Source organism: Geodermatophilus sp. SYSU D00703 (genome assembly GCF_054050155.1).
In genome coordinates this window covers 21,664-46,720 of the sequence record NZ_JBJGYU010000006.1, presented here as the reverse complement: position 1 = coordinate 46,720, position 25,057 = coordinate 21,664, and the positions used below count along the sequence as shown (strand labels likewise).

The following is a 25,057-nucleotide window of genomic DNA, read 5'->3' as shown; positions in this document are numbered from 1 at the left end:
CACCGCCGATGCTGGGTGTTGACGGTCGTCCTCGCACCGCATCGCCGTCAAGGCGGACGGCGAAGTCTGGGAAGATCCTGTGAGGACTCCGCCCGCCCGGGCCGTCGTCTCCGCCGCCCGTTCAGCGATGCTGCCACGCGGCTGCGCTGCGCGCCGCCCAGGTCAGGCGGGTGGCGGCGGCGCCGGCGAGCCGTCGGACCGTCGGACCGACCGGGCCGCCGCCGACGTGGACGGGGACGGCGTGGACACCGCGTACCCCGTTCGGGTACGGCGTGGCGTGGTCTTCCTCCTGCCACTGACCGGCCGCGGTCCGGCAGCGGACCCGCAGGTCGTGCCGGCCGGGCGCAGCCGACCACTCGGCCGACCAGGGCCGCCAGGCGTCCGGGCCGAGGTCGGCGCCGAGGGTGGCGTCGGTCCACGCGCCGTCGTCGACCTGCAGCTGGACCCGGTCGACGCCGACGGGGGGTGCCCAGGCGTAGCCGCGGACGGCGACCCGGCCGGGCGCCATCCGGGCGTGCGTGCCGGGGACGTCGATGCGGGCGGCCGGGTGCACCGGGTAGGTGCCGTCGGCCCAGCCGCGCCGGCCCCAGTACGACGGCGGCGGAGCGGCGGTGACGGTGAGCCGCCGCAACCACTTGAGGCTGCCGTCCTGCCCGTGCCGGCCCGGGACGAGCAGCCGGGCGGGGCTGCCGTGCTCGCGTGGCAGCGGCTCCCCGGCCATGCCGACAGCGAGGAAGCCGTGGGCGCGGGCGACCGGGAGCGGCAGCACGTTGGTGTAGCCGTCGACGGCCTCGGCGACCAGCCAGCCGCCGTCGCCGGGGACGCCGGCCCGCTCCAGCAGGTCGGCCAGGCCGATGCCGGTCCAGCGGGCGCAGCCCATCCGGGTGCCGCCGACGGGGTTGTGCACGCAGACCACGAGCAGGTCGCGCTCCTCCAGCGGCACCGCCAGCAGCTGGTCCAGGCTCAGCGACAGCGGGTGGGCGACGTCGCCGTCCACGTCGAGCCGCCAGGTGCCCGGGTCGATCCGCGGCTCGGGCACGGTGACGTCGATGACGACCAGCTCGCCGGGCTGGGCGAGCAGCGGGGCGACGCCCGGCTGCCGTGCGGCGGCGGCCGCCGGCACCGGTGGGAGCGGCCGGGCGGGCGCCGGCAGCGTCACCTGCTCGCGCAGCGCGGCGGCAGCCCGGCGGCGGGCTCGCCGGTCCGCGACGAGGACCGCGGTGGTGGCGGCCGCGGTGGTGGCGAGCACCGTCCGCGGCCGGACCCGCAGCGGGGCGACCGCGGTCGTGGAGACCAGCAGGCCGGCGGCGGTCGCGGCGGCGGTGTCCCGGAGCGAGCCGTCCCCGCGGCGCAGCGCGAGGGAGCCGCCGAGGGTGTGCGGCAGGGCTGCGACGATGGCGCCGAGCACCGGCCGTCGGCCGCCCAGGCTGCCGCCGACGGCCCCGGCGAGCCCGCCGGCCCCGGCGGCGAGCACGGCCAGCCCGGGTTTGTCGGCCCGGCCGACGAGGGCGACGCCGCCATCGACCAGCACCGCCGGTGCGACGTCGACCAGGCCGCGGGCCAGCCCGGAGGACGGCGACCGGCCGCGCCGGGACGCGGACGCGGTCAGCTCGCCGGCGGCGACGGCCAGCAACCCGGCGAGCAGGCCGGCCCGGCCCGGTCGCGGGCGGGGGGTGCGGGAGGCGGGCATCGAGTTCTCCTCGGGGTGTGGACGGCTCGGCGAGTGCCGGCGGTCGGGCGGTCAGGGGCGGGCGGACGGCCCGGCGAGTGCCGGCGGTCGGGTGACCATCGCCAGCGCGACGGCCAGCACGGTGCCCACGGGTCCCCACAGCGCGAGCCCGGCCGGCGACAGCCCGTCGACCGCGGCCGAGCCGGCCGGCACGCCGAGCGGGAGCCCGACGACCGCGAGCACGGTGCCGGCGCGCCAGCCGCGACGGTGCAGCCAGGCGGCGACGGCCGGCACCCAGCCGGTGACCAGCGCGAGGGCGGCCGCCCAGGAGTCGCCGGCGAGCCGGTGCCATCCGAGCTCGAGCGCGACGACGGCGACCAGCAGTGGCAGCAGCGTGGCGCTGTAGCGGATGACGAACAGGTGAGCGGCCGTGGGGGCGCCGCCCGCGGGCAGCGGCGACGGCACCGGCCGGGCGATGACGGACGGGGTGGTTCCGGTGGGCACCGGTTGCTCCTTCGGCCGAGGGCGGGCGCTGGGGACGGGGGTGTCAGGCCGGCGAGGCCGCCGGGCGCGCCGCCCGGGAGGACGTGGGAGCCTGCTGCCCCGGGCGTCGGGCGTCGGCGGCCATGCGGGCGGACAGGGCCGCGGCGTCGGCGCCGACGAAGCCGAGCAGCGCCGAGCCGCGGCAGGTCTGCCAGGGCAGCCCGAGGAAGTACAGGCCGGGCACGTCGGTGACCCCGGCCCGGTGGCGGACCTGCCCGTCGACGACGACGCCGGGCACGTGCAGCCACGAGTGGTCCGGCCGGAAGCCGGTGGCCCACACGACGGCGTCCAGGTCGCCGGTGCGGCCGTCGGCGAAGGTGGCGGTGCGGCCGGTGATCCCGATCAGCCGGGCCCGGAACTCGACGCCGCGCCTGCGCAGCTCGCTGCTGCGGGTGCCGATGACGATGTCGCCGCGGGCGCGCAGCCGACGGGCGATGCGGGTGTGCGCGGGCACGGTGAAGAACCGGGCCGCGGTCAGCCAGGTGAACAGGTCGCGGCCGGCGATGCGCTGGGGCAACTCGGTCGGCCGGGTGCCGACCGCGACGGTGACCGAGCACCGCCCGGCGAGCTCGGCGGCGATCTGCAGGCCGGAGTTGGCTGCCCCGACGACGAGCACCCGGGTGCCGGCGGGCAGCTGGCCGGGGTTGCGGTACTCGGCGCTGTGCAGCTGCGGGACCAGCGGGTCGAGCTGCTGGGCCAGGGCAGGGACGTGCGGGCTCTGGAACGGCCCGGTGGCGACGACGACCTGCCTCGCGGTCAGGGTCCCCGTGGGGGTGGTGGCGGCGAAGGAGCCGTTCCCGTCGCGGCGCAGGCTCACCACCGGCGAGTCCAGCCGCACCGGCAGGGCGAAGTGGGCGGCGTAGGCGGCGAGGTAGTCGGCGACGTCGTCCTTGCTGGGGTGGGTGTCGAACGGTGCGGGGAAGGGCAGGCCGGGCAGCGAGTCGTACTGGGCGGGGCTGAACAGCCGCAGCGAGTCCCAGCGGGCGCGCCAGGAGGAACCGATCTCCGGGCCGGCGTCGAGCAGCAGGAAGTCCGCGTCGCGGCGGGCAAGGTGGGCGCCGAGGGCGAGGCCGGCCTGACCGGCGCCGATGACCAGGACGTCGAGGGGCGTGGGCACGGGGGTCTCCTGACGAGGCGAGGGAGGGCGCGAGTGGCTACACGAGGCCGACGGTGAGCAGCGCGGTGGCGAGCAGGAGGTCGGCGACCAGGCAGGTCTCGGCGTACCAGCGCGGCACGACCCGGCCGATGCGGTGGTGGACCACGTCCCACGCGGCGTGGGCCAGCCAGCCGGCGGCGAGCACGTGGCGGGCCGCGGCCGGCTCGGCGACGACCGCGGCGATCGCGACGGCGCCGAAGCCGAGCACGGCGGCGGTCTGCCCGGTCAGCAGGATCCGGGAGCCGAGCTCACCGCGGGCGGTGCCCCAGGTCAGGTAGACGACCGCGGCGAGCAGGACGCACCAGGCGCTGACCCAGGTCTGCACCCGGTCGGGCAGCGGCGAGAGCAGGGTCAGGCTGGCGGCGGTCGCGACGACGGCGACCCCGGTGGGCCAGCGTCGCGCCAGGGCGCCGGACGGGCCGGTGCGCCGGCGAGCGGTGGTCGGCGTGGAAACGGTGCTGCTCATGGGGCTCCTTCGTCGCTGGTGCGTGGTCTGCACCGGACGCTAGGAACGGGTCGCCGGCCTCACGCCGGGGAAACCGCCAGGTTCGGCGTCCGACCCGCGACGGGGAGCCCGCGTCAGAGGCCGAGCGGCAGGGCGGTGAGCTCGGCGCGCGAACTGATCCCGAGCTTGCTGAACACGTTGCGCAGGTGGAAGTCGACCGTGCGGGGGCTGACGAACAGCCGTGCGGCGGCGTCCCGGTTCGACAGGCCCTGCCGGACCAGCGCGGCGACCTGGCGCTCCTGCGCGGTGAGGTCGGTGGCGGTGGAGACGTCGCGGCGGCGGGCGGTCTCCCCGGAGGCGCGCAGCTCCTGCGCCGCGCGGGCGGCCCAGCGGGCGGCGCCCAGGTCCTCGAAGACCTCCAGCGCGTCCCGCAGGTGAGCGCGGGCGTCGACCCGGCGGCGGGCGCGCCGCAGGTACTCGCCGTAGCCGAGGCGGATGCGGGCCCCGTCGAACCGGTGCCCGGCGGCGTCGGCGTGCTTGACCGCCTGGGCGAACTCCGCCTCGGCGTCGGCGCCCTCGGCCAGCAGCGCGCGGCCGTACGCGGCGGCGGCCCGCGCCCAGTCGGCGCCGACCGCGGTGCCGAAGTCCTCGAGCTCGTCGGCCCAGGCGCGGGCCAGCTCCGGGCGGTCGGCCCGGACCGCGGCCTCGAGCCGGTCGATGCCGGCCAGCCGCCGGACGATTCCGGTCCTGCCCTGCTCCAGATGGTGCAGCGCGGCGGCCGGGGTGTCCGCGGTGAGGGCGCGCGCCCAGCGGGCCAGGTCGTCGACCAGCGGCCCGGTCACGCCGGTACCGGGTCGGCGGTCCAGCACCTCCAGGTGGGTGGCCAGGTCCTCGCGGTCGTCACGGAGGGCGGCGAGCAGCGCCAGCCAGCCGTGCGGGAACCGGGTCAGCGCCGGCTGGCCGCTGCCGGTGGCCAGGTCGAGGGCCTCGGCGGCGCCGGCGGCGGCAGCACGCCAGTCGCCGATGGCGAGCTCGCCGAACGCGCGCCGGGTGAGCGCGTAGACGACGAGGACCAGCGCGCCGGAAGAGCGGGCATCGGCGAGCAGCCGAGCGTGGTGCGTGAGCACCATGTCGGTGTCGCCGAACTGGAAGGCGGCGACGCCGAGGTTGGACCGCAGGTCGGTGTCGTCCCCCGGATCGCAGTCGAGCGCGGGGGAGAACTGCGCGGCGGCCTCGGCCAACCGCCCGTGCCGCAGGTGCACGAACCCGGACAGCAGCCGGGCGTAGCAGCGGGCGCGGTCGTCCGCCGCGCCGGCCGGGTCGCCGAGGCCGGCGACGTGCTCGCTCATGTCCTCGGCGCCTTCGTCGGCGACCGAGCTGACCGCGGCGGCCAGCATGGTCATCGCCCGCGCCCGGTCGACGTCGACGGCGGCGACCTCGGCGGCGGCCTGGAGCAGGATCCGGTGCCCGACCAGCGGCGAGCCGACGTTCCACTCCACCCGGGCGCGCAGCCGGTCGAGGTCGGCGCGCAGCAGCGGGTCGGTCGCCAGCGGGCGCGCCGTGTCGGCCAGCGAGCGAGCGCGGCCGGGCTGCGCCGCCAGCCAGGCCGCGGAGGCCGCAGACGCCAGCCGGCGGGCTCGTGCCGCCGGGTCCACGGTGAGCTCCGCGGCGCGCGCCCACGCGGACGACGCCGCCTCGTGCCCGCCCCGGCCCGTGGCCCGCTCGGCCACGCCGTCCAGTGCGGTGACGACCCGCTCGTCGGGCCGGTCGGCGGCGGCGCTCAGGTGCCAGGCCCGCCGGTCGGGGTCGGTGCCGAGCGCGTCGGCCAGCGCGCGGTGCGCGGCGCGGCGCTGCGTGCTGGTGGCCGCCCGGTAGACCGCGGAGCGCACCAGCGGGTGGTACAGGTCGACAGCGTCGCCGTCCACGTGCAGCAGCCCGGCGCGTTCCACGGCGTCGAGCGCCTCGTCGCCGGTGCCGAGGCGTTCGGCGGCGTCCCGCACCACGGGGAGCCGGCCGGTGTCGTCGGCCGCGGCGACGAGCAGGTAGCGCTGCGCGGGCTCGTCCAGCCGCCGGAAGCGGTCCAGGAAGGCCCGCTCGACGCCGCCGGTCAGCGGCAGCGGCGCGGGCAGCGGCGCCCGGCCGGCCAGCTGGTCGCCGGTCAGCGCCCCGGCGAGCTCGCCCAGCGCGAGCGGGTTGCCGCCGGTCGCCCGCACCAGCCGGTCGCGCACGGCAGGGTCGACCGCCCCGCCGGCGCGGGCCGACAGCAGCGCGTCGGCGTCCTGCCCGGTCACGCCCCCGAGGACGACGGTCGGCAGGTCGGGGGCGTCGAAGCGGCGGGCGTCGCCGTCCCGGGCCGCGAACAGCAACGCCACCCGTTCGGCCTGCAGCCGGCGGGCGACGAACAGCAGCGCGGCCGCGGAGGCGTCGTCGAGCCAGTGGGCGTCGTCGACGACGGCGAGGACCGGGGACTCCTCGGCGGCGTCGGCGAGCAGGCTCAGCGTCCCGAGGAAGGCCAGGAACCGGTCGCCCTCGCCCTCGGCCTCACCCAGCGCGGCGCGCAGCGCGGCCCGCTGCGGTCCGGGCAGGACGTCGAGGCGGGCGCGCAGCGGCCACAGCAGCCGCTGCAGCGCGGCGAACGCCAGCGGGGACTCGGACTCCACGCCCGACGTGCGCAGCACCGTCGTGCCCGCGCGGGCGACGGCGTCGGTCAGCAGCGTCGACTTGCCCGCCCCCGCCACGCCGCGGACCACCAGGGCGCCGCCGCTGCCGGTGCGCGCGGCGTCGAGCAGGGCGGCGATCGCCGCGCGTTCGGGGTTCCGTCCGGCCAGCACGGCCAGACCGTACCGAGCGGAACGGACAGGTCCGGGCGGCGCGACCCCGGCGAAACCACCGGCGTGAGCGATCGCGCCGGGCCGCGACCGTGACTGCCGACCCGAACCCCCCGCTCCCGAGGAGGACAGATGTCGGCCCATCCCGCCGTCCACCCACACCCCGACCACCCGGCGCCGGCCACCGGCGAGCTCCGCCGGCCGTGGACGGTCTTCGCGCTGATGATCGCCGCCCAGTTCATGGTCGTCCTGGACGTGTCGGTGGTGAACGTCGCGCTGCCCTCCATCAGCGACGGCCTGCGGCTGTCCGCGACCGACTACCAGTGGGCGATCAGCGCCTACGTGCTGCTGTCCGGCGGGCTGCTGCTGCTCGGTGGGCGGATCGCCGACCTGCTCGACCGCCGCCGCGCCTTCCTCGCCGGCGTCGGCCTGTTCACCGCCGCCTCGCTGGCCAGCGGCCTGGCGCAGACCCCGCTCACGCTGATCCTGTCCCGGGCCGCGCAGGGCGCCGGCGCGGCGCTGCTCACCCCGGCCGCGCTGTCGATCGTCATGACCGCCTACGCCGGCCGGCAGCGACAGACCGCGCTGGCCGTCTGGGGCACCGTCGGCAGCCTCGGCATCGCCGCGGGGGTCCTCTTCGGCGGGGCGCTGACCAGCGCACTGGGCTGGCGCGCCGTCTTCGCGATCAACGTGCCGATCGGCGCGGCCGTCGTCCTCGGCACCCTGCGGACCGTGGCGCGGGGCCGGACCCGGCCGGGTGCGCTGCGCCGGCTCGACGTGCCCGGCGCGCTGACGCTGGTGACCGGGCTGCTGGCGCTGGTGTCCGGCATCGAGGCCACCCGCTCGGCCGGCTGGACCGCCCCCCGCACCTGGCTGGCGCTGGCCGCCGCCGCCGTGCTGCTGACCACGTTCGCGCGGCTGGAGCGGCGCGCCGCCGACCCGCTGGTGCCCCCGGCCACCTGGCGGATGCGCTCGCTGGTCTCCGCCTCGGCGGTGATGGCCGGCGTCACCGGCGTCGTGGTGGGAGCGATCTTCCTGGCGTCGCTGTACCTGCAGGCCGTCGTGGGCGCCTCCCCGGTCGTCGCCGGGCTGCAGTTCCTGCCGTTGGCCGCCGCGATCACGCTCGCCGCAGCCGGAGCGTCGAAGGCCATCGGCCGGGTCGGCGCCCGCACGCTGGTCCTCGGGGGGCTCGTGGTCCTGGCCGCCGGCGTGCTGCTGCTGGCCGCGAACGCCGGCGGCACCTCCTACGCGGCCGACGTCCTGCCTGGGTTCCTGCTCGTCGGCGCCGGCGTCGAGCCGATGTTCGTCGCGATCTCGGTCGCCGCGATGGGCGACGTGCCGGGGGAGCAGTCCGGCCTGGCGAGCGGGCTGATGATGACCGGCCACGAGATCGGCGCCGCCCTCGGCGTCGCCGCCCTCACCGCCGTCGCCGGGGACCTGGCCACCTCCGCCGGCCTGGCCGACGGTTACGGCCGCGCCTTCGTCGCCACGGCGGGCGTCCTCGCCGCCCTGTTCGTGCTCACCCTGCTCGCCGTCCCCGGCGGTGGGCCCGCGGCCGGCACCGCCGGCCACGGGCACCGCCGGCCACGGCGGCTCCGGCCACTGATCCGGCACCCGGCCGATCCCGGCGGGGAACCCGGCGGTTTCCCCGGTGAGAACCCCCGCCCGCCACGGCGACGCTGTGCCTCGACCGACGCACTCCCGAACCGACCAGGAGCTCCCCATGCTGTCCGGCACGCCCCGCACATTCATCGGCTCGACCACCTTCCAGGTCACCGGCATGACCTGCGCGCACTGCCAGCGCGCCGTCACCGACGAGATCGTCGCCGTCGCCGGCGTCGAGTCGGTCGCGGTCGACCTGGCCAGCGGCACCGTCACCGTCACCGCCGACCGTCCCATCGACCGCGCCGACATCGCCGCCGCCGTCGACGAGGCCGGCTGCGCCCTCGTCCCCTGATCCCCGCCGACCTCGACCCCTGGAGACCCGCCGTGCACAGCACGACCCCCACCCCCGCGCACACCGACGACCAGTCCGAGCCCGCCCACCGGCTGAGCACCAAGAGGTTCGTCCTGCACTTCCTCGAGATGGTCGTGGCGATGGCCGTCGGCATGGTGGCCCTGCACCCCGTCTGGACGCTCGTGCTCGACGCCCTCGGCGCTCCCGGCGTGATGCACAACCCCTACTCGGGCGCGCTGATCATGGCGACGAACATGACGGTCGCCATGTCCGCGTGGATGCGCTTCCGCGGCCACCGCTGGCTGCCCGTCGTCGAGATGGCCGCGGCCATGTACCTGCCCTTCCTGGTGCTGTTCGTCCCGCTCGCACTCGGGCTCATCGGCGAGGGCGCCCTGATGCTCTGGGGCCACGTGCTCATGCTCCCGGCGATGGCCGCGGCGATGCTGCTGCGCCCGCACGAGTACGCCCACTGCTGATCCCCGTCAGTCCCCGTCCCCCGTGGCGCGGCGGGAGCGGTCCGCCCGCTCCCGCCGCGCCCCTCCCACGACCTCTCCCGGAGCCCGCCATGACCGAGTCCGTCACCATCCGTCGCGCGACCCCCGCGGACGCCGCGCCCGTCGCCGCGATGGTCCGCGAGATCGCCGCCCACCAGGACCAGACCGCGCACGTGCACGTCAGGGACCAGCACTGGCGAGCGCTGCTCGAGCGGCCCGAGGTGGTCGTGCTGCTGGCCGAGCGCGACGGGAGCGCGGTCGGCTACGTCTCCGCCGTCCGCCAGCTGCACCTGTGGACCGGCGGCGACGTCCTCGCTCTCGACGACCTGTACGTGCGGCCCGGGCACCGCGACGGCGGCGTCGGCCGCCGGCTCATGGCCGCCCTCGCCCGGCTCGCGGCACCCGAGCAGCTGGTCGTCCGCTGGGGGATGGAGGTCGACAACGTCGACGCCCAGCGCTTCTACCGCCGCCTCGGCGCCACGCTGCGCCCCAAGGTCCTCGTCGCCTGGACGCCGGTGGCCTACGCGGCCGTCCAGGGCTGACTGCGGACGAACCCGGCGGTTCCCCCGGTCCGACCCCCCGCCCGCGCACCGAGGCTCGACCCCGACCCCACCAGCCCGACGACCAGGAGATCGACGATGACGACCACCGCGCCGCCACCCACCGTGTGCACGCTCGAGATCGGCGGGATGACCTGCGCCTCCTGCGTGGGCCGGGTGGAGCGGGCCCTCAGCCGCGTCGACGGCGTGACCGAGGCCCAGGTCAACCTGGCCACCGAGGTGGCCACCGTCCGCTTCGACCCGGAGCTGACCGGTCCCGGCGAGCTGACCGCCGCCGTGGCCCGCGCCGGCTACACCGCCACCCCCCGCCGTGAGGCGCAGCCGGCCCCGGAGACGGTCCCGGCCGAGGACGACGACGGCGACGACGCCGCCCTGGCCGCGCTGAGGCGGAAGTGGCAGGCCACCCTCGCCGTCGGCCTCGGGCTGATGGGCCTGATGTACGTGCCGCTGTACCTGGACACGATGGACTGGCTGATGCCGGCGATCCTCGTGGTCGCCACCGTCGTGCAGTCCTGGGCCGGCAAGGACGTCTACCGCGCCGCCTGGGCCGCTGCCCGGCACGGGTCGACGAACATGAACACGCTCGTGGCGCTCGGCACCGGGGTCGCCTACGGCTACAGCGCCTTCGTCACCCTCTGGCCGGCCGCGGCCGAGCGCTGGGGCCTGCCGCTGCACGTCTACTTCGAGACCTCGCTGGTCATCCTCGCCCTGGTCCTGGCCGGCCGGTGGATGGAGGGGCGGGCGAGGAAGCGCACCGCCTCGGCGATCACGGCGCTGGTCGGGCTGGCCCCGAGGACCGCGCGGGTGCTGCGCGACGGCACCGAGGTCGACGTCCCCGTCGAGCGGGTCGTCGTCGGTGACCTCGTGCGGGTGCGGCCGGGGGAGAAGGTGCCGGTCGACGGCGTCGTCACCGACGGCGCGACCGCGGTGGACGAGAGCATGCTGACCGGCGAGAGCCTGCCGGTGGAGAAGGTCGCCGGCGATCCCGTCATCGGCGCCACGCTCAACCGCACCGGCACCGTGGTGTTGCGGGCCACCGCGGTCGGCGAGGACACCGCGCTGGCGCAGATCGTCCGCCTGGTCGAGGACGCGCAGGGCGCCAAGGTGCCGATGCAGCGGCTCGCCGACCGGGTCTCGGCCTGGTTCGTGCCGGTCGTGCTGCTGTTGGCCGCGGCGACGTTCGCGGCGTGGGCGCTGGCCGGCCCGGACACCGGCCGGCTGACGATGGCGATCACGACGACGATCGCCGTGCTGATCATCGCCTGCCCGTGCGCGCTGGGTCTGGCCACCCCGACGGCGGTCATGGTCGGCACCGGCCGCGCGGCCGAGCTGGGGATCCTCATCGGCAACGGCGACGCGCTGGAGACCGCCCGACGGGTGACCACCGTCGTGCTGGACAAGACCGGCACGATCACCCGGGGCACGCCCGCCGTGGCCTCGGTGACCCCCGTCGGCGGCTGGCGCGAGGACGCCGTGCTGGCGCTGGTCGCCGCCGCCGAGACCGGCAGCGAGCACCCCGTCGGCGGGGCGATCGTCACCGCCGCCGCCGAGCGTGGGCTGCGCCTGCCGGCGGTGCGGTCCTTCGACGCCGTTCCCGGGCACGGCATCGACGCCGTGGTCGAGGGCCGCACGGTGGCCGTGGGCAACCGGGCGATGATGGCCGCGCGGGGAGTCGACGTCTCCGCGCTCGCCGGTGCCGCCGCGCGGGCCGCCGCGGCCGGGCAGACCGGGGTGTTCGTCGCGGTCGACGGCGAGCCGGCGGCGACGATCGCCGTCGCCGACACGGTCAAGCCGGGGTCCGCCGAGGCGGTGGCCCAGCTCCGGGCGCTCGGCGTCGAGGTCTGGATGCTCACCGGCGACGACGCCGCCACCGCGCGGGCCATCGGCGCCGAGGTCGGCATCGAGCACGTGCTCGCCGAGGTGCTGCCCGCCGAGAAGGCGGCGCAGGTCCGCGCGCTGCAGGAGCGGGGCTCCGTCGTCGCGATGGCCGGCGACGGCGTCAACGACGCCGCCGCCCTGGCGGCCGCCGACGTCGGCATCGCGATCGGCACCGGCGCCGACGTGGCGATCGCCGCCTCCGACGTCACCCTCGTCGGCGGCGACCTGCGCGGCGTCGTCTCGGCGATCGCGCTGTCCCGGCGCACCGTCACGACGATGAAGCAGGGCCTGGGCTGGGCGTTCGGCTACAACCTGCTGCTCGTGCCGGTGGCCGCCGGTGCCCTGTACTGGTGGAACGGCCTGCTGCTCGACCCGGTGCTCGCCTCGGCCGCGATGGCGATGAGCTCGGTCAGCGTGCTCACCAACGCGCTGCGGCTGCGCCGGTTCCGCCGCCCGGCCACCGTCGACGAGATCCTGTCCCCGCCGCTGCGGACGCGTGCGGGCCAGTACGCCTACCTGACCGGCGTCGCGGTCGTCGCGCTCGCCCTGGGCGCGGGCCTCACCGCGCTCAGCCGCACGGACGTCGCCGAACGCGGCATGAACGGCCAGCTGGCCTGGGCGCAGGGCACCGGCATGCCGATGCGCCCCGCGATGAGCGAGATGATGACCGCCGAGGTGCCGGCGACCGAGGCCGCCGACGCCGGGCTCGAGGTGCGGCTCGACGTCCCGCCGACGGCGCGGCCGGCCCGGCCGACGCGGGTGGTCGCCACCGTCGTCGACGCCGCGACGGGGGAGCCGGTCGAGGACCTCACCCGCAGCCACGAGGCGTGGATGCACCTGATCGCCACCCGCGCGGACCTCGGCACGTTCGCCCACGTCCACCCGCAGCCGACCGGCGAGCCCGGGCAGCTCGCCGTGGACGTCACGTTCCCCACCGCCGGCCGGTACGTCGTCAACACCGAGTTCCGGCGGCAGGGCGAGATGGGCGACGTCCACTCCCGGCAGGTGGTCACCGTCGCCGGCACCGCGCCGGAGCCTGCGACCCTGGCGGCCGGGCCGCGCGCCGTGGTCGTGGACGGGGTGCGCGTCGAGCTCGGGGGCGACGCGGAGGCCGGCGGGGTCAGCGACCTGGACCTCTCGCTCACCGACGCGGACTCCGGTCGGCCGGTCGACGACCTGCAGCCCTACCTGGCCGCCGCCGGCCACGTGGTGGTCGTGCGGGCGGACGGCGCGACGTTCGCCCACGAGCACGCCGAGGTGACCGACGCCGACGGCCGACCGGTGTTCGCCCTCCCCGGGCAGACGTTCGGCCCGGAACTCGACCTGCACGCGGAGTTCCCGACCGCCGGCACCTACCGGCTGTGGGCGCAGTTCCGGCTCGCCGACGGCCGGGTGATCACCGCGCCGTTCACCGTCCGGGCGGCCTGAGCGCCGCGAGGAGCGTCCCCGCACGCCGGACGGCCGGCGTCCGGGGACGCTCCTCGCCCTCCGGACACCCCGGGCCGGGGGAAGCCCGTGGCGGACCGTTCGAGTAGCGGACGACCGGCGACGGTGGCCGGGCGGTGTGCCCGTCGGTCCTCTCGGTCGCCGGGACCGACGGGCCGTCGCACGGTCACCCGGATGCGGCCACCAGCTCGTAGTCAGCGACGTCGAGCTCCGCGGTGCGCTTGCGGTAGTCCTCGACGCTGCCGGACCAGTTGTTGGTGATGCGCCCGTCGGGCGTCTTGTACCAGCTGTTGCAGTTGCCGGCGAAGGAGCTGTCCCGGAGCTCGTCCTGCAGCTGTGCGTTGTAGTGCTCGAGGACCTCGGGTCGCAGGTCCAGCGCGGCGCCCTTCTGCTTCGCGGTCTGCAGGGCCTGGAGCACGTAGTCGAACTGGCACTCGAGCATGGCGATGATCGAGTTGTGGCCGAGGTTGGTGTTCGGCCCGTAGAGGATGAACAGGTTCGGGAAGCCGGACACGGTCATCCCGAGGTAGGCCTCCGGGCCCTCCCGCCATGCGTCCCTCAGGGACACGCCCTCGCCGTGGCGCGGGGGCCAGCTCTTCGGCGAGCGGCCGATGATCTCGACGTGTCCGATGAAGGACAGCGTCTCGAAGCCGGTGGCGTAGATGATCACGTCCATCTCGTGCAGCCGGCCGTCGGCCGTGCGGACGCCCCGGGGCTCGATCCGGTCGATCCGCTCGGTGACCAGCTCGACGTCGTCCCGCATGAAGGTCGGGTAGAAGGTGTCGGCGATGATGATGCGCTTGCAGCCGATGGGGTAGTCCGGCCAGAGCTTCTCGCGCAGCTCGGGGTCGGGGATCTGGCTCTCGAGGTGCTCCCGGGCGACGCGGGTGAACTCCTGGGCGACCGGGTTGTCCTCGAGCTTCATGGCGCCGATCCAGCCCTCGTGCTCCCAGTAGAAGCCGTCCCGGCTCTCCTGGAGCTTCGCCGGGTCCGCCAGGAACACCCGCCGCTCTTCCTCGGTGTACGGCCGGTCCAACCGGGGGACGACGTAGTTCGGGGTGCGCTGGAACACCGTCAGGTGGCCCGCGAGCTCGGCCACCTCGGGTATGAACTGCACGGCGCTGGCGCCGTTGCCGATGCTCGCGACCCGCTTGCCGGACAGGTCGACGTCGTGCCGCCACCGCGCCGAGTGCCAGGAGTCGCCGTCGAAGTGCTCCCGGCCCTCGATGCCCTTGAAGCTGGGCCGGTTGAGCTGGCCCCACGCGGCGACGAAGGCGCGGGCCCGGACCTGCTCACCGGACAGCGTGGTGATCAGCCAGTGCCCGACCTCCTCCAGCCACACGGCCTCGGTGACCTCGGCGCCCAGCCGGATGTGGTGGTTGAGCCCGCGCCGGGCGACCAGCCGCTCGATGTTGGCCTGGATCTCCGGCTGCATGGCGTAGACCCGGCTCCAGTCGGGTTGCTCGTCGAACGAGAACCAGTACAGGTGCGACTGCACGTCGCAGCTGGCGCCGGGATAGCTGTTGTCCCGCCAGGTGCCGCCGACGCGGTCGGCCTTCTCCAGTATGACGAACGAGTCCTCACCCGCCATCTTCAGCTTCATCCCCATCCCCAGGCCGGCCAGGCCGGCGCCGAGGATGGCGACCTCGTAGACCTCGGTGTCCATGGTCTCCCCTTCTGTGGCGTGCTCTGTGGAGTGGTCCACTGCCGGCCGGGCGCCGGTGTCCTCGGCCGTGGCGTCTGTGGCGCCGGAGGGCGGCCGGTCAGTCCTGGACGGGGTTCTCGGCGAGGAAGTCGGTGACGACGCGCACCAGGTCCTCGGGCCGCTCGAGGTGCAGGCAGTGGCTCGAGCCGGGTCCGGTGATGAGCTCGTACCGGGCGCCGGGGATCCGGTCGGCCACCGCCTTGGACTGCCACGGTGGGGTGAGCAGGTCCTGCTCACCCACGACCACGAGGGTCGGCGCAGTGATCCCGCCGAGCCGGTCGAGCGTGTCGTGCGCCAGGTCGGCGTCCCACTGCTCCGTGGTGACCGCCATCTGCTCCTCGTTCTGCGGGAAGAAGGGCGCCATCGGTTCCAGGAGCTGCAGGAAGTCGGGGTGGTCGAGGAGCTGCGGTGAGAAGGCGAGTCCGGCGACCGCCAGCGCGGCTTCCATGTCACGCGTGGCGTACGGATGCCGGAGCGCGGTGAAGATGCTGCGCTGGAAGCCGTCGCAGCGGCCCCACGTGGCGTACAGCACGGCCGAGGCCACCTGCTCCGGGTGGGCCAGCGCCATCTCCTGGGCCACGGCCGAGCCGAGCGACCAACCGACGACGTGCGCTCTCGGGACCTCCAGGGCCTCCAGCAACGCGCAGGCGTCCTCCGCCATGGACGCGGCCGTGATGGCTCCCTCCCCGCGCTCGCTGCCCCCCAGGCCGCGGTTGTCGAAGGCGATCACCCGGTGTCGCTCGGCGAGCCGGGGGACCTTCTCCGCCCAGAGGCCGAGCGACCCCGACGTCCCCATCACCAGGAGGACCGGCTCTCCCTCCCCGCTGATGTCGTAGTGCAGGCCGACACCGGTACGGACACGCGCCAGCGGCATGCCGTGACCATGCCCGGCGGTGGCCGGTGAGCGCTTGAACCTCAGGTCAGCCCGATTTGAAGAAACGTGCTGGCGCCGGGCGTGCGGTCGGCGACGGTGTCGGAACGAGCGGCTGCGTGACCCACGTCACCGGACCTACGCTCTGAGAGCTCGTCGGCGTTGCCGTGCGCTGCGGACCCCGGAGGCCACCATGGCGCAGCAGTTGATCGCCCCCGACCAGCTGCCGGCCTGGGTCCCTGGACGGCTGACCGTCCACAACCCCGACGCGGGCTGGGAAGGGGTGTCGGTCCGCGGGTACCGCTATGGACCCTCCGACGTCCTCGTCCCGCCCCTGCGGGACCACGCCGTCGTCGCCTACCGGCGGGGGACCACTCCGATGCGCCGGCGCGTCTCCGCGACCTGGACGAGCGGGGACCTGCGTCCGGGCGACGTCTCACTGCTCACACGCGCCGTCGAGTCCCACTGGGTGTGGCCGCGCGACATCGAGGTCGTGCACGTCTACCTGACGCAGGACGAGCTCGCCAGGACGTGTCGCCAGATGTACGAGCGCGACGTGGAGGACGTCGAGCTGCACGACACCGTCAAGGCCGAGGACCCGGCGATCCACCGCACGGTCATGCAGATCGCCCAGGAAGCCGTCCAGGGTGCCTCCGGCAGCAAGCTGATGGTCGACTCACTGTCCTGCCAACTCGCCGTGCAGATCCTGAGGAAGCACGCGCACGTCCTCTTCCGGGAGTCCGGCGGGTCCGACGGGCTCACCTTCGAGCAGGACCGCGCGGTCCGCGACCACGTCCACGAACACCTCGGCGAGACCCTCTCCCTGGACGATCTCGCCGCCGTCGCCGGGCTGAGCCGCTTCCACTTCGCCCGCAAGTTCCGGACGACGTTCGGTACGACGCCCCACGCGTTCGTCCTCCAGCAGCGCGTCGAGCGCGCCCGCACGCTCCTGGAGCGCACCGGCGACCTGCTCCCCGACATCGCTGCGAGCTGCGGCTTCGCCGACCAGCCGCATCTGACCCGCGAGTTCAAGAAGCGGATCGGCGTCACGCCGGGCCGGTACCGGAGCCGGCAGCGCTAGCCCGCTGCGCGGACACGCCGGACGCCGGCGGCTCCGTCCGGCTGCGGCAGTCCCTCCGGTAGCAGCCCGGGCCACGGTCCCGAGGACGGGCGGTCGGGTGCGGCTCAGCCAGCGCGTCGTCCGGTCCGGGTGATGCCGGACGGCGCGGTCCGGGCGAGCGTGCCGGGATGGCCGTTGCGACTCCGCCCGAGACGGGCACCGCGCCCCGGCGGGCCGGGCTGGTCCTCGCCTCCCTGATCCTGGTCGCCGCGGTGGCGAACCTGAACCTCTCGGTGGCGAACGTGGCGCTGCCGTCGATCGGTCGCCAGTTCGACTCCAGCCAGACGGCGCTGGACCTGATCGCGGTGGGCTACTCGCTGGGCCTCGCGTGCTCGGTGCTGTGGCTGGGCGCGCTGGGCGACCGGTACGGGCGCAAGCTCATGCTCCTCTCGGGCACCGGCCTCGCCGTCCCGATGTCGCTGCTGGCGGCCTACGCCCCCAGCGACGGGGTGCTGTTCCTGGCCCGTCTGGGCGGTGGCATCGCGGCCGGGATGGCCTTCCCGACGACGCTGGCGCTGGTCACCGCGCTGTGGAGCGGTCCCGGCCGGACGAAGGCGATCGCGCTGTGGTCCGGCGTCGGGGGCGCGATCGCCGCGCTGGGCCCGGTCTGCTCGGGACTGCTGCTGGACTCGTTCTGGTGGGGGTCGGTCTTCCTGCTCACCCTGCCCCTGGCCGTGCTCGCCGTCGTCATGGCGTGGGCGCTGGTGCCGGCGCACGTCAACGAGGCGACCGGCTCGGTCGACAACTGGGGCGGGCTGCTGTCGCTGGTGCTCGTCGGCTCGCTGATCCTGTCGATCAACTTCGCGCCGGTGCCGAGTGCGAGCACGCTGACCCTCGCGCTCGCCGCCCTCGCGCTGGTCGCGCTGGTGGTGTTCGTCCTCCGGCAGCGCCGCGCGCGCGAACCGCTGTACGACCTGGCGGTGGCCGCCCGACCGACCTTCTGGGTCGCCGCCTGCGCCGGGGTGATCGTCTTCGGCTCGCTGATGGGCGCCATGTTCATCGGCCAGCAGTACCTGCAGAACGTGCTCGGCTACTCCACGTTCGAGGCCGGGCTGGCCATCCTGCCCGCCGCGGCGCTGATGGTGCTGGTGGCACCGCGCTCGGCGGCGCTCGTCGAGTCGCACGGTGCCCGGTTCACGCTGCTGTGCGGCTACGCGTTCGTGCTGCTCGGCTTCCTCGTGATGCTGCTGCTGTGGGGGGAGGACGCCGGCTACTGGCGGGTGGGGCTCGGCTACGCCGTGATCGGGATCGGCGTCGGGCTGGCCGGCACCCCGGCCTCGCACTCGCTGACGGGGTCGGTGCCGGTGCACCGGGTCGGCATGGCGTCCGGTACCGCGGACCTGCAGCGGGATCTCGGCGGGGCGGTCATGCAGTCGGTCTTCGGTGCGCTGCTCACCGCCGGCTACGCCGCGGCCGCCACCGCCGAGCTCACCGCGTCCGGCGGGGACGTTTCCAGCAGCGTGCAGAACGAGCTGACCAAGTCCTTCGCCAGTGCGGCGGACACCGCGCAGCGGTACCCCGCGCAGGCCGACGAGATCGTGGCCGCGGCCCGGACCGCGTTCCTGCAGGGCGACCAGTGGGCCTATCTCGCGGGGATCATCGCCGTGCTGCTCGGCGCGGCGCTGGTGTTCCTCCGGTTCCCGAAGCGGGACGCGGAGCGCCGGCTGCTGGCGAGCTACCGGGACGACGACCCACCGCCCGTCGGCGCGGCTCCGGAGGCGAGCCCGGCGGAGCGCGCAGCCGCGGGCCCGGACGTCCCGGCACCGCGCCCGCCCGCCGAGCCCCCCGCCGGTGGTGGCCGGCACCGCGCGGAGGAGCGCCTCCCCGACGGAGCTCCGGCTGCGGAACCCCAGCGGCCGGACCGGGACCGGTAGCGGTCCTGCTCCGGTTCCGCGTGACCGCGGGTAGCTCACGCTCGAGGTCCCCTGCGGGACGGATGCCACCGCTCCCGGGCACGGCCCGGACAGGTGCTCGCCCTGCTGCCGCCTGGCCGGTGGAGTCCTCATCCGGGCCCGCACCGGCCCACCTCCTGGCACCTGCCTCACCCGCGGGGGGCGATGCCTCGCCGCCGCGGACCGCCCAGATTCACGGCCATGACCACAGCGATCCCGGCAGCCTCGCGGCCGTGACGCGCGGCAGCGGCGCCGTCGTGCCGTGCGCGGCCGGTGCTCATCACCCGAGGGGGTGGGCCGAGTGATCTCGGTGCTCGAGACGGGTGCACTCGAGACGTATGCAGCGGCGTCGTCCGTCGACCCCGTCCCCTGGGCACGGGCCCAGATGGCCTTCACCCTGATGTGCCACATCATCCTGGTGCCGTTGGGCGTCTCGTGGGCGTTCATGACCCTGGTGGCGAACTACCGGGCGGTCAGGCACAACGACCGCGACGCCCTGGTGATCGCGCAGCGCTGGTCGAAGTACATGGCGGTGACCTTCGCGGTCGGAGCGGTGACCGGAACGGTCCTCAGCTTCGAGTTCGGCCTGCTCTGGCCCCGGTTCATGGGTCAGTGGGGCGCGGCGTTCGGGGTGCCCTTCGCCTTCGAGGGGATCTTCTTCTTCACCGAGGCCGTCTTCATCTCGATCTACATCTTCGGTTGGCGGCGGCTGAGACCCTGGGTGCACTTCTGGACCGGCGTCCCGATCGTGCTGGCCGGGATCTTCGGCAGCATGTCGGTGGTCGCGGCCAACGCGTGGATGAACTCGCCGTCCGGCTTCACGCTCGACGCGGCCGGCAACGTGACCGCGGTGGACCCGATCGGCGTGGTCTTCAACGAGTCCATGCCGCTGCAGGCGGCGCACATGCTCGTCGCCACCTACCTCGTGGGCGGCTTCCTGGTCGCCTCGGTCTACGCCGCGGGCATGCTGCGCGGACGCACCGACCGCTACCACCGGCTGGCCTTCACCATCGCCTTCACGGTGGCCGCGATCGCCACCCCGATCCAGATGGCGGTCGGGGACTCGCTCGCGCGCTGGGTCTACAACAACCAGCCGGTGAAGTTCGCCGCGATCGAGCTGGTCCCGAAGACGAGCAGCGACGTCCCGGAGACGCTGCTGGGTCACCTGAACGAGGACGGGACCGTCAGCGGCGGCATCCCGATCCCCGGGCTCGCCTCGTGGCTGTCGGACCCCAGCACCGGCAGGGCGACCGTCGTGCAGGGGCTCGACACCGTCCCCGCGGACCAGGCCCCGACCCTCCAGGAGGTCAACATCGTCCACCTGGCCTGGGACGTGATGGTCGGCCTCGGCACACTCCTGTTCCTCCTGACCCTCTGGTACGGCGCCAGCTGGCTGTTCCGCCGGCGGATGCCCGCGTCCCGGTGGTTCCTGCGCGCAGCGGCCTGTTCCGGCGTGCTGGGCGTGCTGGCCATGGAGGCCGGGTGGATCGTCACCGAGGTCGGCCGCCAGCCGTGGATCGTCTACGAGTACACGAGGGTCGAGGACGCCGCGACGGGCAACACCGGGGTCTGGATCACGTTCGTCGCTGTGGTCCTGCTCTACCTCGCCGTGGCCCTGACGACGATCCTCGTGCTGCGCCGCATGAGCCGGCGGTTCCGCGAGTCCGGCGGCTTCACCGACAGCGACACCCCGTACGGCGCCGACGACGTGCCGCCTCCGGCCGTCGTCCGCCAGGAGGAGACCGTGTCATGAGCACCACGGTCGCCGTCGTCCTGCTCGCGGCCGTGCTGGCCTATGCGCTGTTCGGCGGCGCCGACTTCGGGGCCGGCTTCTGGGAGCTCACCGCCGGCGAGGGCGCGGCCGGTGAACGGCCGCGCCGGGTGATCGAGAGATCGATCGGGCCGGTGTGGGAGGCCAACCACGTCTGGCTCGTCTTCGTCTTCGTCCTCCTGTGGACCTCGTTCCCCGAGGCCTACGCCTCGATCATGCTGACGCTGTTCGTCCCGCTCACCCTCGCCGCCCTGGGCGTCGTGTTCCGCGGTGCCAGCTTCGCCTTCCGCAAGACCGTCGACGTCTCCCGGAACAGGCGTGTGCTGGGCCGGGCGTTCGCCCTGTCGTCGCTCCTGGTGCCCTACTTCCTCGGAGCGGTCGCCGGTGGCATCGCGTCCGGCCGCGTGCCCGCGGGCGGCAGGGCGGGCGACCCGGTGGACAGCTGGGTCAACCCCACCTCGGTGCTCGGTGGGACGCTCGCCGTCGCCGCGGTGGCGTACCTGGCCGCCGTCTACCTCGTGTGGGACGCCCGGCGGTTCGGTGACGTGGACATGGCGCGCTACTTCCGGCGCCGGGCCATCGGGGCCGCGGTCGCGGTCGCGGTGGTCGGTGTCGTCGGTGTCGCCGTGCTGCGCTCCGACGCCCGGTACCTGTTCGACGGGCTCGCCTCGAACGCCCTCCCGCTGGTCGTCTTGAGCGTGCTCTCCGGCGTGGGCGCCCTCGGGCTGTTGCTCCGCGATGCGACCCGAGGTGCGCGCCTGCTCGCCGTCCTCGCGGTGGCGAGCGTCGTGGGCGCCTGGGCAGTGGCGCAGTGGCCCTACCTGCTCCCCGAGAGCCTCACCTTCGCGGCTGCCGCCGCGCCGACCGGCACGCTGACCGCGGTGCTCGTCGCGTTCGGGGTCGCCGTGGTGCTCGTCGTGCCCGGTTTCGTCCTGCTCTACGTCCTGGACCAGAAGGGCCTCCTGCCCGAGGAGGGCGTCGCGGACGTCGGGGACCCGAGGGTGGGCCCGTCGGCGGCCGGAGAACGGCCTCCTGTGGACTCGAGCCGCCCCGGGGTCGGTGGAGTCTCGGTGGTGCCCCCACCCAGGACGGCCGGGCCGGCGCCCACAGGTCAGGACCGGAGGACGACCGTCGAGGAGCCGTGATCACCCACGCCGCCCGCGGCCGCGCCACGCGCCTCACGCACGCGGTCCGCGTGCTCGCCCGCGCTCAGCCCGCCGGGACCGTCGTCGGGGCGGGCGCGCGCGGGGCCGGGACGTCGGCGGCCTCGCTCCAGTCGATGGTGGCGGCCGAGGGGTGGTCGATCAGGCCGGGTGACCGGTTGCCGCTGAAGTAGTCCCAGCCCCAGGAGACGAACGCGTCGACCCGGCTGCGGACGCCGCTCATCAGCCACGCGTGCACGCCGAGCCAGGACGCGAAGGCGATCGAGCCGTGCAGCTCGTGGCGCTTGTGCCCCATCTCGGCCACGGCGGCCCCGCGGCCGATCATGGCCATGATCCCCTTGTCGTGGTAGTGGAAGGCCCGGCGCGGCTGGCCGGCCAGGTCGCGCCGGATGTTCTTGGCCGTCCACTGCCCCTGCTGCAGGGCGACCGACCCGAGCTGCGGGTAGGGGGACCCGTCCGGACTCTCCACCGCGGCGACGTCACCGAGGACGAACACGCGCGGGTGCCCCTCCACGGACAGGTCGTGGCCGACCCGGAGGCGGCCGCCTCGCCCGCGGGGGAGCCCGCAGCGTGCCGCCACGTCGGCGGCCTGGACGCCCCCGGCCCAGATCACGCACCGGGTGGGCAGCGTCGTCCCGCCCTCCAGCCGGACGGCGGCGGGCGTCACCTCCTCGACGCCCGTGCCCAGGTGCAGCCGCACCCCGTCGCGCTGCAGCACCTTCGCCGCGTACTCGTGGGCCTGCTGGGAGAAGGGGCCCAGCAGCGTGTTGCCGTGGTCGACCAGGTGGATCCGCGCCTGGTGCACCGCGAGGTCGTGGTACTCCTCCGGGACCACGGTGTTGACGAAGTCCGCCAGCGCCCCGGCGATCTCGACCCCGGTGGCGCCGCCGCCGACCACGACGAAGGTCAGCGCCCCCCTGTCGATCAGGCGCGGGTCCCGGTCGGCGGCGTCGAACGCCTCCAGGATGCGGGAGCGCAGCCGCTCGGCGTCCGGCAGGGAGTACAGCGGCAGGCTGTGCTCGGCCGCGCCGGGGGTGCGGTAGAAGTTCGGCTGGGCGCCCGTGGCCAGGACCAGGTGGTCGCCGGTCCAACGGAGCCCGTCGGCCGTGCTGACGGTCCGGCTGTCGACGTCGACCTCGCTGACCTCGGCCTGCTTGACGTCGATGTTCCCCTGCTTGCGGAACATGGTCCGCAGCGGCGTGCCGACGTCGACGGGAGCCAGCTGGGCGGTGGCCACCTGGTAGAGCAGCGGCTGGAACTGGTGGTAGTTGTTCCGGTCGATCAGGGTCACGTCGACGTCCGCGTCGGCCAGCTCGCGGGCGCAGCCCACGCCCGCGAACCCGCCGCCGACGATCACCACCCGCGGGCGCGCGCCGGTGGGAGCCGGGTCATCAGCGGGGGTCATGCCAGGTCTCTCCCTCGGGGAGCAGACGGTCGGCCTCGCTCGGGCCCCACGTCCCGCGCGCGTAGGGCCGCACCGGCACCGCGTCGCCCAGGATCGGGTCGACGACCCGCCAGGCGGCCTCCACGGCGTCCTGCCGGGCGAACGGCAGCCGCCGGCCGTCCAGTGCGGCGCCGATGAGCCGGTCGTAGGGACGCATGTTCGAGCCGGGGTCCTCGGCGAAGGTCAGTTCCTGCAACTGGGGGACCAGGCCCGGGCCGGGCTTCTTGCCGGCCAGGGTCAGCGTGACCTGCACCCCGGGCCAGATCCGGAACCGGATCGCGTTGGGCACCGTCGGGGTCTCGACGCCGAAGAACTGCCCGAGGATGTCGTGCGGCGGACGCCGGAAGCGGATCTCGACCTCGGTTGCGGTGACCGGCATGGTCTTGCCGGCCCGGATCAGGACGGGCACGCCGGCCCAACGCCACGAGTCCATCTCCAGCCGGACCGCGGCGTAGGTCTCGGTCGTGGACCCCGGGGCGACACCGGCCACGTCGGAGTAGCCCTCGTACTGCCCGAAGACGGTCGTGGCGGGGGTCAGCGGTCGCAGCGACTCGATCACCCGGGTCTTGGCGTCGAGCCACGCGTCGACGGTGCGCCCGGTCGGGGGGTCGGCCACGACGCTGGCCAGGACCTGCAGCATGTGGTTCTGCACCACGTCGCGGATGGCGCCGGTGCGGTCGTAGAACCGGCCGCGGTCGGCGACGTCGAACGCCTCGGCCATCGTGATCTGGATGCTGCCGACGTGGGTGCGGTTCAGCAGCGGCTCGAGGATGGAGTTGGCGAACCGGACGGTCAGCACGTTGTCGAGCGGGTCGAGCCCGAGCCAGTGGTCGACGCGGTAGATCGCGTCCTCCGGGAAGACGGCGTGCATGGTCGCGTTGAGCGCCTGGGCGCTGGCGAGGTCCGTGCCGAACGGCTTCTCCACCATCACCCGGGAACCGGTCGCCAGTCCCGCCCGGGCCAGGCCCTGCGCGATCGTGCCGAACAGCGGCGGCGGGACCTCCAGGTAGAACAGGGCAGGCCCGGGCGGCACGAGCGCGGCCAGCGCGGAGTAGGTGGCGTCGTCGGTGAGGTCGCCGTCGACGTACTGCAGGAGGTCGAGCATCCGCTTGGCCGGATCGGCGTCCGGGTCGATACCGTTGAGCCGCAGCGAGTCGGTCGCGTAGGCGCGGAACTGCTCCAGCCCCCAGCCGCTCTTGGCCACCCCGACGATGGGCACGTCCAGCACGTCGCGGTCGACCAGACCCACCAGCGCCGGGAAGGTCTCGAGCTTTGCGAGGTCCCCGGTCGCGCCGAACACGACGAGCGCGCTCAACTGCGTGGTTGCCATCCTGCTGTCCTCTCGTTCGGCCGGGTGCTCGCGGTCTCCGGGCGGAGCGCGAGGCGGCCCACGTCCCGAGGTCCACGGTGGCGCCGCGTGGTGGGGTGTCATCGTCCGTAGCGGGTGACCCCGCCGAGGTCCCGGCGGCTCCCGGCCCGTTCCGGCGGAGGGTGACGACGTCGGGCCGTCGTGCCGCGGGTCACCCGGGGCGGGGGATGGCGCCGGAGGCGTGAGCGGGGAGCGTGCGGCTGCGTGACCCCGGCTCCGCGGCCGCCACCGCGCACGCGGAGCCGCGCCGGCGATCGACCGGCGGCTCCTCCGGGAGTCCCGCCCGGCGCGGCGTCAGCTCGACCTGCCCGCCGACGACTGCGGAGTCCCCGTGCCGGTGGACCGATGCGACGTCAGCCGGCGGTCAGCCAGTCCACGAGGCCCGAGCGCCGGGGCCGGGGGAGGGGCGCGGCCTGCTGGTGCCGCTCCCACGCGGGCAGCAGCGGGTGCCGCCCGGTGTCGTCGTCCGCGGTGGGCCGGGGGGCCGGGACGGCGGCGGGGGGAGCGGGCGCGTCGTCTTCCGGGGCCGGGACGTCGGCCGTCGGCAGGCGCAGGTGGGCCAGGTCAGTCCAGGCGGTGTGCCGGAGGCCGCCCACCACGCAGCGGACCCGCACGCGGCAGTTGCCGTCCTCCTCGAATCGCCAGCCCAGGAGCTCGCCGGGGAACCAGACGCCGGCGTGGAGGACCTCCACCGGCTGCGGGTCGCCGACGAAGCTGCTCGTCGCCACCTCCGCCACGGCGGCGAC

The 25,057-nt window shown here is 75.2% G+C and carries 17 protein-coding genes; 7 read left to right on the top strand and 10 right to left on the bottom strand.

Features of this window, described 5'->3' with window-relative positions:
• Window positions 1-121: 121 nt before the first annotated feature.
• From ACI782_RS09020 to ACI782_RS09000, 5 genes are all read right to left on the bottom strand, one after another.
• Entirely contained in the window at window positions 122-1,690 is a 1,569-nt protein-coding gene (locus tag ACI782_RS09020) for a molybdopterin-dependent oxidoreductase (RefSeq protein WP_456908258.1), read from the bottom strand.
• Window positions 1,691-1,741: 51 nt separating this feature from the next.
• Window positions 1,742-2,173, bottom strand: a complete 432-nt coding sequence (locus ACI782_RS09015; RefSeq protein ID WP_456908256.1) for a hypothetical protein — start codon at window positions 2,171-2,173, stop codon at window positions 1,742-1,744.
• Window positions 2,174-2,216: 43 nt separating this feature from the next.
• On the bottom strand, window positions 2,217-3,329 hold the full coding sequence (locus ACI782_RS09010) for a flavin-containing monooxygenase (protein WP_456908254.1): 1,113 nt from the start codon (window positions 3,327-3,329) through the stop codon (window positions 2,217-2,219).
• Window positions 3,330-3,366: 37 nt separating this feature from the next.
• A complete protein-coding gene (locus ACI782_RS09005; RefSeq protein ID WP_456908252.1) occupies window positions 3,367-3,834 on the bottom strand; it encodes a hypothetical protein in 468 nt (155 codons plus the stop codon).
• A gap of 113 nt (window positions 3,835-3,947) precedes the next feature.
• Window positions 3,948-6,644 carry a helix-turn-helix transcriptional regulator gene (locus tag ACI782_RS09000; RefSeq protein ID WP_456908250.1) on the bottom strand — a complete coding sequence of 899 codons (2,697 nt, stop codon included), beginning with the start codon at window positions 6,642-6,644 and terminating at the stop codon, window positions 3,948-3,950.
• Between the two features lie 129 nt (window positions 6,645-6,773).
• On the opposite strand from ACI782_RS09000, the gene ACI782_RS08995 reads away from it, so the two are divergent.
• From ACI782_RS08995 to ACI782_RS08985, 3 genes are all read left to right on the top strand, one after another.
• A complete protein-coding gene (locus tag ACI782_RS08995; protein ID WP_456908248.1) occupies window positions 6,774-9,074 on the top strand; it encodes an MFS transporter in 2,301 nt (766 codons plus the stop codon).
• Between the two features lie 89 nt (window positions 9,075-9,163).
• The gene (locus ACI782_RS08990; protein ID WP_456908246.1) at window positions 9,164-9,634 is read left to right on the top strand and encodes an N-acetyltransferase family protein; all 471 of its coding nucleotides are present in this window, start codon (window positions 9,164-9,166) and stop codon (window positions 9,632-9,634) included.
• A gap of 96 nt (window positions 9,635-9,730) precedes the next feature.
• A complete protein-coding gene (locus ACI782_RS08985; protein ID WP_456908244.1) occupies window positions 9,731-12,958 on the top strand; it encodes a heavy metal translocating P-type ATPase in 3,228 nt (1,075 codons plus the stop codon).
• Between the two features lie 184 nt (window positions 12,959-13,142).
• On the opposite strand, the gene ACI782_RS08980 is transcribed toward ACI782_RS08985, so the two are convergent.
• Together ACI782_RS08980 and ACI782_RS08975 are read right to left on the bottom strand one after the other, a co-directional pair.
• The gene (locus ACI782_RS08980) at window positions 13,143-14,642 is read right to left on the bottom strand and encodes a flavin-containing monooxygenase (RefSeq protein WP_456908242.1); all 1,500 of its coding nucleotides are present in this window, start codon (window positions 14,640-14,642) and stop codon (window positions 13,143-13,145) included.
• Between the two features lie 97 nt (window positions 14,643-14,739).
• Window positions 14,740-15,555 (bottom strand): alpha/beta fold hydrolase, encoded by an 816-nt coding sequence (locus tag ACI782_RS08975; protein ID WP_456908240.1) that lies wholly within the window; start codon window positions 15,553-15,555, stop codon window positions 14,740-14,742.
• Window positions 15,556-15,745: 190 nt separating this feature from the next.
• Between ACI782_RS08975 and ACI782_RS08970 the strand changes: the two genes are divergently transcribed.
• The 4 genes from ACI782_RS08970 (at window position 15,746) to ACI782_RS08955 (ending at window position 21,480) form a co-directional block, all read left to right on the top strand.
• Window positions 15,746-16,633, top strand: a complete 888-nt coding sequence (locus ACI782_RS08970) for a helix-turn-helix domain-containing protein (protein ID WP_456908238.1) — start codon at window positions 15,746-15,748, stop codon at window positions 16,631-16,633.
• Window positions 16,634-16,800: 167 nt separating this feature from the next.
• On the top strand, window positions 16,801-18,546 hold the full coding sequence (locus ACI782_RS08965) for an MFS transporter (RefSeq protein WP_456908236.1): 1,746 nt from the start codon (window positions 16,801-16,803) through the stop codon (window positions 18,544-18,546).
• Between the two features lie 319 nt (window positions 18,547-18,865).
• On the top strand, window positions 18,866-20,317 hold the full coding sequence (locus tag ACI782_RS08960) for a cytochrome ubiquinol oxidase subunit I (RefSeq protein ID WP_456908234.1): 1,452 nt from the start codon (window positions 18,866-18,868) through the stop codon (window positions 20,315-20,317).
• Window positions 20,314-21,480, top strand: coding sequence for a cytochrome d ubiquinol oxidase subunit II (locus ACI782_RS08955; protein WP_456908232.1), 1,167 nt, complete (start codon window positions 20,314-20,316; stop codon window positions 21,478-21,480). Before ACI782_RS08960 ends, ACI782_RS08955 begins: the two co-directional genes overlap by 4 nt.
• A gap of 64 nt (window positions 21,481-21,544) precedes the next feature.
• Here ACI782_RS08955 and ACI782_RS08950 read toward each other — a convergent pair whose 3' ends face one another.
• From ACI782_RS08950 to ACI782_RS08940, 3 genes are all read right to left on the bottom strand, one after another.
• Window positions 21,545-22,903 carry an NAD(P)/FAD-dependent oxidoreductase gene (locus ACI782_RS08950; protein ID WP_456908230.1) on the bottom strand — a complete coding sequence of 453 codons (1,359 nt, stop codon included), beginning with the start codon at window positions 22,901-22,903 and terminating at the stop codon, window positions 21,545-21,547.
• A complete protein-coding gene (zwf, locus tag ACI782_RS08945) occupies window positions 22,890-24,272 on the bottom strand; it encodes a glucose-6-phosphate dehydrogenase (protein ID WP_456908228.1) in 1,383 nt (460 codons plus the stop codon). The genes ACI782_RS08950 and zwf overlap by 14 nt, the downstream gene beginning before the upstream one ends.
• A gap of 392 nt (window positions 24,273-24,664) precedes the next feature.
• Window positions 24,665-25,048, bottom strand: a complete 384-nt coding sequence (locus ACI782_RS08940) for a hypothetical protein (RefSeq protein WP_456908226.1) — start codon at window positions 25,046-25,048, stop codon at window positions 24,665-24,667.
• Window positions 25,049-25,057: the final 9 nt, after the last annotated feature.

Bases quoted from the DNA above. Each gene is read 5' to 3' on its own strand.
- ACI782_RS09020 (WP_456908258.1), bottom strand. From the start codon at position 1,690: ATGCCCGCCTCCCGCACCCCCCGCCCGCGACCGGGCCGGGCCGGCCTG.
- ACI782_RS09005 (WP_456908252.1), bottom strand. From the start codon at position 3,834: ATGAGCAGCACCGTTTCCACGCCGACCACCGCTCGCCGGCGCACCGGC.
- ACI782_RS08995 (WP_456908248.1), top strand. From the start codon at position 6,774: ATGTCGGCCCATCCCGCCGTCCACCCACACCCCGACCACCCGGCGCCG.
- ACI782_RS08990 (WP_456908246.1), top strand. From the start codon at position 9,164: ATGACCGAGTCCGTCACCATCCGTCGCGCGACCCCCGCGGACGCCGCG.
- ACI782_RS08985 (WP_456908244.1), top strand. From the start codon at position 9,731: ATGACGACCACCGCGCCGCCACCCACCGTGTGCACGCTCGAGATCGGC.
- ACI782_RS08980 (WP_456908242.1), bottom strand. From the start codon at position 14,642: ATGGACACCGAGGTCTACGAGGTCGCCATCCTCGGCGCCGGCCTGGCC.
- ACI782_RS08975 (WP_456908240.1), bottom strand. From the start codon at position 15,555: ATGCCGCTGGCGCGTGTCCGTACCGGTGTCGGCCTGCACTACGACATC.
- ACI782_RS08970 (WP_456908238.1), top strand. From the start codon at position 15,746: ATGGCGCAGCAGTTGATCGCCCCCGACCAGCTGCCGGCCTGGGTCCCT.
- ACI782_RS08965 (WP_456908236.1), top strand. From the start codon at position 16,801: ATGGCCGTTGCGACTCCGCCCGAGACGGGCACCGCGCCCCGGCGGGCC.
- ACI782_RS08955 (WP_456908232.1), top strand. From the start codon at position 20,314: ATGAGCACCACGGTCGCCGTCGTCCTGCTCGCGGCCGTGCTGGCCTAT.
- ACI782_RS08950 (WP_456908230.1), bottom strand. From the start codon at position 22,903: ATGACCCCCGCTGATGACCCGGCTCCCACCGGCGCGCGCCCGCGGGTG.
- zwf (WP_456908228.1), bottom strand. From the start codon at position 24,272: ATGGCAACCACGCAGTTGAGCGCGCTCGTCGTGTTCGGCGCGACCGGG.